General features: G+C 43.1%; 13 protein-coding genes. 8 read left to right on the forward strand and 5 right to left on the reverse strand.

Annotated elements, in window-relative coordinates; genetic code table 11:
• Positions 1–95: 95 nt before the first annotated feature.
• Positions 96–671 (reverse strand): nucleoside triphosphate pyrophosphohydrolase family protein, encoded by a 576-nt coding sequence (locus CW749_RS27145; protein WP_101115608.1) that lies wholly within the window; start codon positions 669–671, stop codon positions 96–98.
• A gap of 170 nt (positions 672–841) precedes the next feature.
• Here CW749_RS27145 and CW749_RS27150 point away from each other — a divergent pair, with 170 nt between their 5' ends.
• Positions 842–1,897, forward strand: a complete 1,056-nt coding sequence (locus tag CW749_RS27150; RefSeq protein ID WP_101115597.1) for a sensor domain-containing diguanylate cyclase — start codon at positions 842–844, stop codon at positions 1,895–1,897.
• 50 nt (positions 1,898–1,947) lie between these two features.
• On the opposite strand, the gene dbpA is transcribed toward CW749_RS27150, so the two are convergent.
• From dbpA to CW749_RS27165, 3 genes are all read right to left on the reverse strand, one after another.
• Entirely contained in the window at positions 1,948–3,336 is a 1,389-nt protein-coding gene (gene dbpA, locus CW749_RS27155; RefSeq protein WP_101115598.1) for an ATP-dependent RNA helicase DbpA, read from the reverse strand.
• A 20-nt stretch (positions 3,337–3,356) separates the two neighbouring features.
• Positions 3,357–3,914 carry a DUF1415 domain-containing protein gene (locus CW749_RS27160; protein ID WP_101115599.1) on the reverse strand — a complete coding sequence of 186 codons (558 nt, stop codon included), beginning with the start codon at positions 3,912–3,914 and terminating at the stop codon, positions 3,357–3,359.
• An 88-nt stretch (positions 3,915–4,002) separates the two neighbouring features.
• Complete coding sequence (locus tag CW749_RS27165) at positions 4,003–5,211, reverse strand: MFS transporter (RefSeq protein WP_101115600.1); 1,209 nt, start codon at positions 5,209–5,211, stop codon at positions 4,003–4,005.
• 94 nt (positions 5,212–5,305) lie between these two features.
• On the opposite strand from CW749_RS27165, the gene CW749_RS27170 reads away from it, so the two are divergent.
• Positions 5,306–6,178 carry a LysR family transcriptional regulator gene (locus CW749_RS27170; protein ID WP_101115601.1) on the forward strand — a complete coding sequence of 291 codons (873 nt, stop codon included), beginning with the start codon at positions 5,306–5,308 and terminating at the stop codon, positions 6,176–6,178.
• Between the two features lie 68 nt (positions 6,179–6,246).
• Here CW749_RS27170 and CW749_RS27175 read toward each other — a convergent pair whose 3' ends face one another.
• Positions 6,247–6,474, reverse strand: coding sequence for a glutaredoxin family protein (locus CW749_RS27175; protein WP_101115609.1), 228 nt, complete (start codon positions 6,472–6,474; stop codon positions 6,247–6,249).
• A gap of 226 nt (positions 6,475–6,700) precedes the next feature.
• Here CW749_RS27175 and CW749_RS27180 point away from each other — a divergent pair, with 226 nt between their 5' ends.
• From CW749_RS27180 to CW749_RS27205, 6 genes are read left to right on the forward strand one after another with little or no spacing between them, the layout of a single operon-like run.
• On the forward strand, positions 6,701–7,600 hold the full coding sequence (locus tag CW749_RS27180; protein ID WP_101115602.1) for a protoglobin domain-containing protein: 900 nt from the start codon (positions 6,701–6,703) through the stop codon (positions 7,598–7,600).
• A 12-nt stretch (positions 7,601–7,612) separates the two neighbouring features.
• A complete protein-coding gene (locus CW749_RS27185; RefSeq protein ID WP_101115603.1) occupies positions 7,613–7,981 on the forward strand; it encodes an STAS domain-containing protein in 369 nt (122 codons plus the stop codon).
• A complete protein-coding gene (locus CW749_RS27190; protein WP_101115604.1) occupies positions 7,981–8,403 on the forward strand; it encodes an anti-sigma regulatory factor in 423 nt (140 codons plus the stop codon). The genes CW749_RS27185 and CW749_RS27190 overlap by 1 nt, the downstream gene beginning before the upstream one ends.
• Positions 8,400–8,987: a SpoIIE family protein phosphatase gene (locus CW749_RS27195; RefSeq protein WP_180958507.1), complete on the forward strand. Its 588-nt coding sequence runs from the start codon at positions 8,400–8,402 to the stop codon at positions 8,985–8,987. Before CW749_RS27190 ends, CW749_RS27195 begins: the two co-directional genes overlap by 4 nt.
• Positions 8,980–12,201: a response regulator gene (locus tag CW749_RS27200; RefSeq protein ID WP_101115606.1), complete on the forward strand. Its 3,222-nt coding sequence runs from the start codon at positions 8,980–8,982 to the stop codon at positions 12,199–12,201. Before CW749_RS27195 ends, CW749_RS27200 begins: the two co-directional genes overlap by 8 nt.
• Position 12,202: 1 nt before the next feature.
• Positions 12,203–13,327 (forward strand): two-component system response regulator, encoded by a 1,125-nt coding sequence (locus tag CW749_RS27205; protein ID WP_101115607.1) that lies wholly within the window; start codon positions 12,203–12,205, stop codon positions 13,325–13,327.
• Positions 13,328–13,415: the final 88 nt, after the last annotated feature.

The raw sequence follows: 13,415 nt of genomic DNA on the forward strand, positions 1-13,415 counted from the left end.
GACCTTTGTCAGCAGTCTGAGCCCGAGTATTGAAACTCGGGCTTGCGGCTAGTATACCCAAGCATCTTGAGGTTACTTTGGGTATAAACGTCGACTTAAGCCGTTAGTTTTGCCAGATCAGCAGGGCGGTAGTATACCGACTTAAGAACCTTTCCTTGGCGAATGGTTTTGCCTTCAAGTGTTACATCTTCTGCACACTTAGCAATGATGTATTCGCCTTTAGTTACCGCTACAAGCTTCACGCCTTGTTTTGCGTAATGCGCTTCTGTTTCGTTGTATTCATTTTCGTTACGGCACACTTTGCTCATGTTGCTGGAATGCACTTCATCCCAACATGGAACAAAATCAATCTCGCGGTTAGCAGCGACGTGAAGAAGCAGGTCAATCAGGTAACTGATCGCAATGTTGTTTTCCATTTTACTGTGCCCAAGGTGCACTAAACGGCCCATCAGGACGTACACCGTATCCACAATAGCATCCGCCTGTTCAGTCTTACAGTCGGCTTCGGCGAGCTCTGTGAGCTCTTCAATGGCTAAAGAAGAATGAAGTTGGTCGGCTTTTTCGTCCAGTGAATCTGGCTGCGCGACAGGTAAGTCAAAAGTAGAGCGGAATTCAGTAATGTCTTGATATAGGTGATCGTATAGGTCTTGAGTCAGCTTTGTCAGTTGCATTTTATGCTTCTCGTTTGAATTTTTCGAAATGTTACCAGAAAAACTAATTTTCTTCATTTGCTTTAATTTGTGAGCTTTATAGCTAAACTTAACCTGCTAGGTCAGAGAAAATAGTTCCTTAAGGATAAAAATGTTACTGCAGGCTATGAGAGGGAATCTAAGGCAGAAGTATGAATGACCAGAGCTCAAGTGAAAAGGTTATACGTCGTCTTTACGAAATTACGAACAGTTTTTCGAAAGGGATAGATGTTCAAATCCAAGAGTTGCTCCAGCTAGGTTGTGAGCGCTTTCAATTGGATATTGGTATTTTGTCCAGAATTCGAAGTGAGAAATACACCATCGTTAACGTGTATTGCCCAAGCAACATCGAACTCAACCCCGGCGATACCTTCCCGTTTCTCAATACATATTGCGAAGTTACTTGTTTTTCTAATAAGCCTGTAGCGATAGAGCACGTTGGTGAGCATGATGAGTTTTCTGTTCATCCTGCATATGAAGCATTTGCTCTTGAATCCTACATAGGTATACCTGTGTATGTTGGGAGCAAGTTGTTCGGTACGCTTAACTTTTCAAGCCCTAAGCCCCATGAAAGAGAATTTAGCCAAGTTGATATTGATGCGCTTCAGTTAATGGCTTCTTGGATTTCAGTTGAGCTTGTCCGCAACAAGCAAGAGCAAGAATTGAAAAAGTTGAATGGGGAGCTTGAGAAACTGGCATTGTTTGATCCATTAACGGAACTGCCTAATCGTCATTCTATGTTAAGTGTGATTCCTCGCTCTATTGGTCGGCTTGCGTACGACAGAGCTGAAGGTGCGGTTGCGCTGATCGATATTGACCACTTCAAAAAAGTAAACGATAACCACGGTCACCTGTTCGGCGATAAAATTCTTGCGGAAACAGCATCAGGTATCGCAGACGCGATACGAGATGTGGATTTAATTGCCAGATTTGGCGGTGAAGAGTTTGTGATTTGGTTGCCCAGAACCAATCATTCCGACATTTCAAAGATTTGTGACCGAATTATGTCGGGCGTATCCCGAACCATGGTCGATGAAAAACCCGTTACCGTGTCGATTGGCGTTTGCCATTTTAAGTTCAACACATCTTATGTAGAAGACCCTAAATCTTTATTAGATGACTTCATTTTATCCGCAGATACGGCGCTGTATGAAGCCAAAGAAAACGGAAGAAATAGGGTAGTATACAACGGGTTCGAAGTGGATTAATTATCATCACGTAGATTAAGTTCAACGTCGAGATGATAGCGCACGTCGAATCAGTTTTTCACGTAGCGTACTCGAAATTGTTTGCCTTTAAGCTTTCCGCTTTCCAGTTTCTTAAATGCCTTTTTTGCGCTCAATGTATTTACGGCGACATAAGCGCTCATCGGAAATACGTTAATCTTACCTACGTGATCACTAGAAATGCCCTTATCACCAGTCAGTGCACCTAAAATATCCCCCGGTCTTACTTTTTGCTTTTTGCCGCCATCAATTTGAAGTGTCACCATCTTGGCGTAAAAAGTCGGGGCATCAAGCACATCATCACTTGGCAGCGCTTTAGGTGATATTTCAAAATCGAAATACTCTTCGATTTGTGCAACTTTGTACGATTCTTTTTCGCTAATGAAGGAGTGCGCACAGCCTTTCGCGCCTGCTCGACCTGTTCGACCAATTCGATGAACATGTACCTCAGGATCACGAGCCAAATGAAAGTTGATCACCGCGTCTAGGTTGTCGACATCAAGTCCTCTGGCGGCGACATCCGTTGCGACCAAAATTGAAACACTCTTATTTGCAAATTGAACCAGTGCTTGGTCTCGCTGTCTTTGCTCCATATCGCCGTGTAGCGCAATAACACTAAACCCACGGTAGCGAAGTTCATCAGCGACTTCGTCTACATCCCGCTTGGTGTTACAGAAAATCACGGTGGATTCAGGCTGGTCATTCATAAGCAACAGGCGTGTCGCTTCCAGCCTTTCTTCAAAGCTGTCTACCTTGTAAAAATGTTGTCGAATACTCACAGTGTCGTGAGTTGACTCCACTTTAACGATGGTTGGGTTACGAAGAATTCGTTTTGAAATGGCTTCAATGGATTCTGGGAATGTGGCACTGAACAGTAAGGTTTGTCTATTTCTAGGCGTTTGTTCGATAATCGCATCCAACGCATCTTGGAAGCCCATATCTAACATACGGTCAGCTTCATCCAAAACCAATGTATTCAGATGATCGAGATTGATGCGACCTCTCTCCAAGTGGTCTAAGATTCGACCTGGAGTACCAACCAAAATATGCGCACCGTGCTCTAAAGAACCAATCTGTGGACCCATTGGTGTACCGCCACATAGGGTCAGTACTTTAATGTTATGAATAGCACGCGCCAACTTGCGAATTTCTTTCGCGACTTGATCAGCCAATTCGCGAGTAGGGCACAGGACTAAAGACTGTACTCTGAACTTTTTAACGTCTAGGTTTTGCAGTAGTCCTAGACCAAATGTGGCTGTTTTACCTGAACCGGTTTTACCCTGACCAACAACGTCTTTCCCTAAAAGAACTTGAGGTAGGCTTTTCGCCTGAATCGGAGTCATCTCTTTATAACCCATCGAATCAAGGTTAGTGAGAAGTTCTGGCTTGAGACCAATTGATGAAAATGATGATTGAGACAAGTGAATATCCTAAAACAGGGTTAAACAAACAAGTAAGGAAAGAGCTTCTTTCTTTCCGCTTCCGAAAGGTTAGAAACCCTTTCAATATTAGTATCTGGAATCGATTCTGGATCTGGGTAGTGTTTCAGTACTCTTTCCATACTCTCTTCGCGAATCAAATGAAATATGGGAAAAGGTGCACGGTTGGTTAGATTTTCATCATCTTCCGGCTCTGCACCACCAAAACAGTAGTCTGGATGGAAAGTAGCAACTTGATAGATGCTTTCCCAATTTTGTTGTTTGATGAGTGCTTCAACCCAATCTATAAAGAAGTTATAGTCCATGAAATCATCGAGCATGTCTGGTACAACAACCAGTGTGGTTTCGAGCTTCTCTGGTTCGCAGTCATTAAGTTCGTTGAGCTCGTTAAGAATGTCTTCGAGCAAAAGCTCTTCTTTTTCAGCATGGCTGATGGCTATCTTAATTTGCTTGTTACGATTGGGTTTGGCAGCAAAAGGACACAGGTTCAAACCTATAACCACATCTTCTAGCCATTGAGTGACCTGCTGGTGTATTTGTGCATCATGTTGCTTCAACATTGGGAGACTTCTTATCGCTTCTAAAGTATTGCTTTTTGCGTATTAGCTTTATTGGGCGGAAGCGTACCACAAGCGTGAGTGAGATGCCTCAAGATTCCAACGCCTCCTTAAGCTTCGAAGGGCGCTGTTCATATGAGCGAAGGATTCGGCATAACAAAAGTATGATGGTATAGAGTACACTGCCTCCAATTATCACCGTTCCCCAACCACCATGTTGCCAACAGTAAATCAGCAGAAAACCACCCAAACTCCCACCCACGTAATAGTGCACCAAATAAAGGGCGGTTGCCGTTGCTTTGGCTTGAACGGCATTTTGGCTTACGAAACCATAGGCAAGAGAGTGGACAAAAAAAGCGCCGAAGCCAATTAACAGTAACCCTCCAATCAAAGCCGCTAACCAATCTATGTAGGCGACAAACATGCCCGTTGCGCTAATGAGTGTCCCAACGATTATTCCTGAAACCACCGAATAGCGTTTTCTCCATAAACCACTTAATCTCGCGCTAATGGTGCCCGCTAAATAGCAGAGGAAGATCATAGACGCAATGCCTACGGGGAGTTCGTAAGGCGGTTCTACCAACCGGAAAGCGGTAACAGAATACAAATTGACAAAAAGGGCAAAATTCAGTCCCCCAAGTAACATGGCGTAACGTAACTTGGGATCTTTTAAATGACGGATAACCCCCCGATTATGATGAAAGAACATGCCTGGTTGAGGTTTGAAATGGCGCTGGGTAGGGAGTAACCGCATAACCAAGATGGCACCAAACAAGCTAAAAGCAGCCATTCCGAGTACCGCTACTTGCCAGTTGAAATACTGAGTGATCATTCCGCCGTAAATTCTACCCACAATGCCCCCAAGAGAATTGGCACTCACGTACGTGCCAACGGCCAACGCTAGTGCTTTAGGGGAAAATTCTTCTGCCATGTACCCAACCGCTACAGCAGCAAACCCCGCTAATGAAGCGCCCATTGCAGCCCTTGATAGGGTTAATCCTACCAAGCTTTCTGAAGCTAGCAGTATTAGACCTACAAACGGAAGCAAAAACAGGCTGATTAACATGACCCTACGACGACCGACGGTTTCTGAATACACCGCCCATGGGATCAAAGACAGTGCCAGCGTTAAAGTACTGGCTGCTAAGACCCAATTAATTTGAGTAGAGGACACGTCAAAGTGTGATGCCATCAGAGGCAACATGGGCTGAAACAAATAGAGGTTTGCAAAAACGATAAAGGACCCAAATGCTAATGCAAAGCTAACTGAACGGTATAACGGGCTATCGGTACAAATCATGGCAACATTGGGGTTAAAAATCCTATACACAGATTAGTGATTCATGCGTTATAGTTAAAATATATTAAGTTAATTAGGTTGATATAATTAATATATGGAAAGTAAACCTCTGAGGTATTTCGTTAAAGTGGCTGAATTCGGCAATGTAACAAAGGCCGCGGCGGCTTTGAATATTGCGCAGCCCGCTCTCAGCATCGCAATCAAAAAATTAGAAACCGAGCTCGAAATTGCATTATTTCATCGTGATGAAAGGCGATTGACGTTAACTGATGAAGGCAAAGTGTTATTGCCTTTTGCAAAAAATATCATTCAGCAACTCAATGACGCGAAAGTCGCTATGGATGAGCTTAAAGGATTGGAAAAAGGTGAAGTCCGGTTAGGGTTGCCAAGCATGATGGGATCCTACTATTTCCCTGAAATATTAATGGGGTTTAAAGCTTCTTACCCAAATTTAAAACTGACGATGGTCGAGGCAGGTACACAATCGATAAGAGAAATGTTGCTTGGCGGGGAATTGGATATTGGGGTGATTCTAAATGAAGATGTTCCTTGTTCTCTTGAAGTCGACCCTATATTCCGCTCTCAAATGGTTGCCGTGGTCGGGGAACACCATCCTTTAGCTTCCGAACGTTCGATTTCCTATGAGACGTTTTTCAAACAAGAACTCGTTATGTTCAAAAAAGGGTACTTTCATCGGGATTTTATCGACAATGTTTGTGTCACTCATGGGCATGAAGCGACGTTTTCTTTTGAAACAAACTTGCTAACTATGATTTTAAAAATTGTACGACAAGAATTTGCGGTTACTGCACTACTGGAGCTGGTAACAGAAAATGAGCCAGGTTTGAAAGCGATTCCATTCGATACACCTGTTCACCTTGATCTGGCTATTGCATGGCGCAAAGGAGGGTATCTCTCACTCGCGAATCGAACCTTTATCGATTATGTCAAACGTCAGCATAAATAAGCTGACGTTTTTCTAGCTTATATGAAGACGAATCCGTAAGTGCATTGCTGCGGTTCGACCCTCCGAATTTAGGACTTATAAACTTTTTCGAAATTGCTTGGATTCCAACCAATTAAAAGTTGATCTCCGACCTTTAACACAGGAACAGAACGTGCTCCGATGGCATCCAGTTCTTTTCTGCCACGTTGCATTTTTGCATTACACAATCTGTATTTAATTCCTTTTGAATCAAGATACTGTTGTGCAGATTTACAGTGTGGACACTTGTCTTTCACGTACAGGACAACGCGTTTCATAACAGCCTCTGAGCTTAGAAAAGAAAGTATTCTAACGGAAAAGGTTTGTTTGAAAAAGCCATTCATCATACGTATTCAGCTCAGAATGAATTGATCAAATGTCTACAAAAACCTCTCATCTATAAGATCCTTGACTACTATTAAAAAAAGTAGTGTGAATCCTATCACCATTATAAAACAACAATATTGACGGGGTTATTATGGACTTGTGTTTCTGGAGGAGCATATGAATTCAAGCAATGGTACTGGAAGCGATCCAACTTCGCTGATGGCGTTACACGATCTAACGGAAACTGATTTGGCCCTTATTCGAAAGTTTGGCAAGCTGATGGTTCCTAAACTTGATGAGTATGTTCGCCATTTTTACGTGTGGCTAGAGTCTCTTCCAGAGTACAAGCAGTTTTTTGTAGACAGCAATCGCCTTGGAAGAGTGCAAAGCGCGCAAGTTCGTTATTGGGAAACCTTCTTCGAAGCGGAAATTGATGGAAAATATATAGCTGAAAGAGTAGCAATTGGTGAAGTTCACGCCCGTGTCGGTCTATCGTTACCGACGTATTTCGCTGGAATGAACATGTCGATGGTGATTTTTACAAAACGGATGTACGACGGAAGCTTATACAGCGATGAATACAGCTCTTTAGTCACCGCATTTACCAAGCTCTTACATATGGACACCACCATCGTGGTGGAAACTTATTCCAACCTAATCAACCGACGTATATCAGAACAGAGTGAAGCTCTGCTTGCGATGTCGACACCCGTCACCATGATTTGGCAAGACATCTTGATGTTACCTATTGTGGGAATTATCGATTCCAAGCGTGCTCAGGACATTATGAGTGCAGTGCTCGGAAAAATCGCAGACGCTCGGGCAAAAATCTTCATTATGGACATTTCAGGCGTAGCCGTTGTTGATACAGCTGTTGCTAATCATTTCATTAAAATTACCAAGGCGACCCGGTTAATGGGATGCGAATGTTTAGTCTCTGGAGTCTCTCCTGCCATTGCGCAAACCATGGTTCAGCTTGGTATTAATGTTGGTGAAGTAAAAACTAATGCAACGTTACGAGATGCGCTGGAAGAGGCATTCAACATTGTGGGTTTAGACGTCAATGCTAAACGCTAGGTAAGGGGATTTATGGAATCTGCAATCACCATCAACAGTTTAGATTCGACCTTAATAGCTTCTATTCAAGTGAATTTAACGGGCTCTATATTACAAGGTTTTCAGAAACAATTGCTCGACGAAATCCACAGTAGGGCGGTTGATGGTGTGCTTCTTGACCTTTCCGGCGTCGGTACATTGGATACAGACAACTTCGAGCAGTTAAGAAGAATCATTGACTCCGCCGGAATGATGGGAACCCAGTGTGTGTTAGTTGGGCTTCGTCCGGGTATTGTTTGCGCACTTGTTGAGTTAGGGGTAGAAATTGAAGGGTTAAAAACGGTCGCGAGTTTAGAGCAAGGCGTTGAACTTATAGCCAAAACTCGATCAGGAGCGTGCTAATGGAAGGGTTTCTTGACCAAAGCCGTCATAGAGAAGAAATGTTCTTCGTGTCATCGGAATCTGAAGTTATGACGGTTGTGATGGCAGCATTTGTTTTGGCTAAAGGGATCGGTTTTAGTGCAGTTGAAGTGAGTGAAATTTCAACCAGCGTGTCCGAATTGGCGATGAATATTGTTAAATATGCTAAGTCGGGAAATGTTTTTTTGCATGAGATGGTAACAAGCACCAAAAAAGGGCTTGAGATACGTGCAGAGGATCAAGGAAAGGGGATAGACGATATCGAGAAAGCGTTGCGGGATTGTGAAAGCACGTCTGGCACTCTTGGTTTGGGTTTACCGGGAGTGAAACGAATGATGGATGAATTTTATATTGAATCCTCTCCAACAGGCACTCAAGTAGTAGCGAGAAAATGGGTAGTATGAATACGTTTACATACGGCGTGAGAAGCCGTCCCTATTTCGGTGAAGTCGTCTGTGGAGATGGCTCAGTTATTTTGGAAAGTGACCAAGGGCTATTCATCGCGATTATCGATTCACTTGGTCACGGACAGAGCGCGGCAAAATTATCCCGAGAGATGGAGCTATCCATTAATAGAGAAAACTCATTTGATTTGCAATGGTTGCTTAAGAAGCTAGATGAAGAGTTTAGAGGAAGTATTGGTGCGGCCGTTACACTGTTTACGCTTGACCGAAAGAAGAAGAAATTCGAATGCTTAAATGTTGGTAACAACTGCGTAAGAGTGATTTCTCAAACTTCAACCAGTCTGAACGCGCAGCCCGGTATTGTTGGAGAAAGAATACCTTCACTAATACCGACCTCCGACGACTATCAAGTCGGAGATATGTTTGTCCTAACAACCGATGGAATAAAAGAGCATTTCAGCTTAAGCGAATGTCCTACTCTAAAATACGAAACCGCCGAAACCGCCACGAACATTATCATGGAGAGGTTTAGTAAAAGACATGATGATGCGACGGTAATAGTAGTTAGGTGTGATAATGAATGAAATTGGAATACTGACGATAGATGGTAGTGAGCCGAGCTTACTGTTGGCGCGTAAAAAGGTACTCAGCGTTTTACGTAGTAGCGGGTATACGAGTGTAGAAACCGATAAGTGGGGGCTAAAGTTTGCCCAGTTTTTTACTGTCCTCAATAAACATTATTCACCGATGAGTTTTACAATCCTCGCCGATGAGGATCTTATACGGTTTACTAGCTTTCCTATCGAGCAAGAGATCGATACCGTGCTACTCAATCACGCCCGTGTCTCATTTCGTTATTCTAATAAAACTCTTGAATTAGATATTAAAGCAAAAGTCCCATTTGACTTATTTGAGTTAGACCTTTTAGAACGCGAATTAGCTGTTAAAACAGTTGAAGAGCTAATGGTTGATTTACAGGCAAAAAATTCGGCTCTAGCACGTCATCAAGAAGGGCTCGAAAAGGAAATTGAAAATCAAACTGTCGACTTGCAAAAGTCTGAAGAACTGTCTCGAACTATCGTTGATAGTGCGCCTATTGGGGTGATTCTGTTAGACAAAGACTGCAAGATCATCAGCTGGAATAAAAACGCTGAAGAGCTTTATGGCTACTCTTCAAAAGAAGCTATCACCCATCCAATTAAAGAATTACTCCAAATGGAAGGTGAAACACGCTTAGAAGGTGTTTTGGGACACAAATTGGATTTGCAAGTCCAACAAAGCCTCGCAGGTCAGTTCTTTGAAGTGAGTACAAAAGACAAATTTGACCGCACAATCCCCGCAGAAATCGGTATGACTATCTTTCAGCTCGGAGACTTATGTCAGGCAACATTGTTCATTCGAGACATATCAGAAAGAAAACTTGCGGAGCAAGAACTCAACGCGGCCATGGCAAAAGCCGAAGAAGCGGTAGAAGTGAAATCCATGTTCTTGGCGAACATGAGCCACGAAATACGCACGCCAATGAACGCCATTATAGGTATGGCGCACCTTGCATTAAAAACGGATATGTCACCCAAGCAACGCGACTATGTTTCGAAAATTCACAGCTCTGGTACGTTGCTGCTTGGGATCATCAACGACATTCTCGATTTTTCCAAAATTGAAGCGGGCAAGTTAGAAATGGAGAATATCGAGTTTACGCTTGATGACGTATTCAGAAATGTCTCTACAGTAACGGGCCAAAAAGCCTTTGAGAAAAACCTAGAGCTTCTTTTCCATATTCCTAGAACTATTCCGCAACAACTCATTGGTGACCCACTTCGAATCGGTCAAGTGATCATTAATTTGGTGAACAACTCTGTGAAATTCACTGATTCAGGAGAGATTACGTTATCTGTCGAACTCCTTGAACAAATTGGTGACCGAATTGAGCTTGAATTTACCGTTGCCGATACCGGTATCGGAATGACACCTGAACAGTCGAGTAGGCTGTTTACTGCGTTTACTCAAGCGGATGGAAGTACAACAAGGAAATATGGCGGTACCGGGCTTGGGCTATCAATATGTCGACGGCTTATAGAGTTAATGGGCGGTAATATTCGCGTAGACAGTGAGCCTGATGTTGGAAGTTCATTTGTCTTTAATGTTTGGTTTGATTTAGCTGACCAAATTCAAAATTCAAAAGACAAATGGACGTCGCTTCGTCCAGACATGCTTGATGAGCTTAAAGTACTTATTGTCGACGACAATCATCACGCGCTTGAAATCATGTCTGAAATGCTGGAAACCCTGCCTATTCGGCCGGAAACAGCGAGTAGTGGTCAAGAAGCGTATGACATGATTGAGGCGCATATCAATCAGAATAATCCCTATTCGTTGGTACTGATGGATTGGAATATGCCAGAGCTGAACGGGATTGAAGCCGTCACGCTGATGCGAGAAAAATTAGAAATTGAGAAACAGCCTAAGGTTGTGATGGTCACAGCCTACGACAAGGATGACGTTAAAAAGGCATCCAACAGTATAGATATCTCTCATTACCTAACTAAACCGGTCAGTCAATCATCTCTCTATGACTGTTTAATCGATTTATTTTCCAGTGAAGATCGGTTCGCGGAATTATCAGATGCGGCTCGAACTGAAGACAATGACGAGTTTAATGGGCTTCAAGTCCTGTTGACTGAAGATAATGAAATCAATCAGCAGATTGCGTTTGAGCTAATGTCAGGTAAAGGCATGGAGGTCACGATAGCCAATAATGGTAAAGAAGCACTTGAACATTTATCCGCTAGTGGCGATGGCGAAGTGCCTTTCGATATTATTTTTATGGACTTGCAAATGCCTGTGATGGATGGGTATGAGGCCAGTAAGCGAATTCGTTCAAACAGCCGATACGCAGACACCCCTTTAGTCGCTATGACAGCTCACGCCATGGTCGAAGAACGCGAACGATGCTTAAACCTAGGTATGAATGATCACATATCCAAACCCATAGACCCTGAAACGTTATACCAATTGATTCGTAAGTGGGCAGGAGAAAAGCTTAAGGTGCTGCAAATGGCGCTACCAAAACCTGATGTCGAGCAAGAAGAGGTTGAACAAACAGCGTCAAATCACGAGGAATTGCCTAAAGCAGTCAACGTTGAACGTGAAGGAAAAGAGAAACCGGTTAAAAGAGAAAATCGAACACTCTATGATTTAGACGCAATTGATTATAAAAATGCCTTACTTAGAGTCGGTGGAAATGAAACGCTATTTAAAAAACTCCTTGGGCAGTTGATTAACAAAGAGATAGATTTTCGCAAGCGCATCGACATTATGCTCGAGAAGCAAGACAAAGGAGGCGCTTCAATGGCAGCTCATACCTTAAAAGGCTCGGGAGCAAATATGGGGTTGATGCGGCTGTCAGATATGGCATCCCGGCTCGAAATATTGATCGATGGTGAAAAGCAAGATGAGACGTCGACTCTTCTCGACGAAATAGAAGAATATATACATGTCTTATTTGCAGACATATCTGGAGTGATTGGTCACGCACTCCCGACACAGAAACAAGAAGTGAACGGAGACATTCTTGGAAGAGCCCACCAGCTAGACGAGCTACTACAAAACTTCGATGCGAGCGCGATCGACTTCCTTGAAGAACACCACCAAGATTTTGAAGCCGTATTAGGCGGCGAAGAGTTTGCTCGATGCTGCCAATTGATTCATGACTGTGATTTTGATCAAGCAGCCTCCATTTTAAGAAGCTTAGTGAACTTATATCCACTGGATATGGGAAAAGTGCAAGGAGCTTAAATTGTCTCAGCAAGGTGATAAAAAAACCATCTTAATCGTTGACGATACGGCAGAAAACCGAACGTTGATTACGGGGTTGCTTAAAGATGAGTATAGAGTGTTAGCTGCAGTGAGCGGCATGCAGGCACTAGAATTGTGCGAACGTTTTAAGCCGGATATGGTGTTGTTAGACATTATGATGCCCGTGATGGATGGGTACGAAGTCTGCTATCAACTAAAGAAAAACCCAAAGACAGAATCTATCCCTGTCATTTTCTTAACTGCGAAATCTCAAATTGAAGATGAACAAAAAGGGTTCGATGTCGGAGCGGTAGACTACATATTGAAACCCATCAGCCCTCCAATATTATTAGCACGTGTGCAAACACATCTGAAACTTCAATATGTTTTAGATAGCTTAAAAGACCACAACGAAGAGTTGGAAAGGCGAGTAAAAGAGCGAACAGAAGAACTGGAAATGCTGCAGGACGCAACTATTCTCGCTATGGCTTCATTAGCAGAAACACGAGACAACGACACAGGTAATCACATTCGTAGAACGCAGAAGTATGTAAAAGTTCTTGCGGAAACCATGGCTCAAAATCCTAAGTACACCGAGGAGTTGACGCCAGAAACCATCGAAGCTTTTTACAAGTCCGCACCTTTACATGATATCGGTAAAGTGGGTATTCCTGACAATATCTTACTGAAACCAGGCAAACTGACTGATGAAGAATTTGAGATCATGAAGGATCACGCAAGGTTAGGGGGGGACACCATAGACACCGTTGAAAAAACACTGGGTGTTACTTGTGCATTTTTGGTGCATGCCAAAGATATCGCATACTACCATCAAGAAAAATGGGATGGGTCTGGCTACCCTGAACATCTGGTGGGGGAACAAATACCATTAAGCGCAAGGCTCATGGCAGTGGCAGACGTTTATGATGCGCTTATTTCATCGAGAGTCTACAAGCCACCTTTTCCCCATAGTAAAGCCGTAGAAATCATTGAGTCGTCTGCTGGCAGCCATTTTGATCCAGAGGTAATAGAAGCATTTAAAAAAGTAGAAGACCGCTTCGCTGATATAGCGTCACAATTCTCCGACGAATTAGCAGACAACCCAGAAAAACAAAACGGTACTTAAATATCTAGAGAACGCATTTCCACTTTGGCGCGTACGCCGATTTTACTTTGGAGTGTACGCTTTTATATGTATTAATTCAGACTTGATC

This window comes from Vibrio sp. vnigr-6D03, assembly GCF_002835515.1.
GTDB lineage: Bacteria > Pseudomonadota > Gammaproteobacteria > Enterobacterales > Vibrionaceae > Vibrio > Vibrio penaeicida.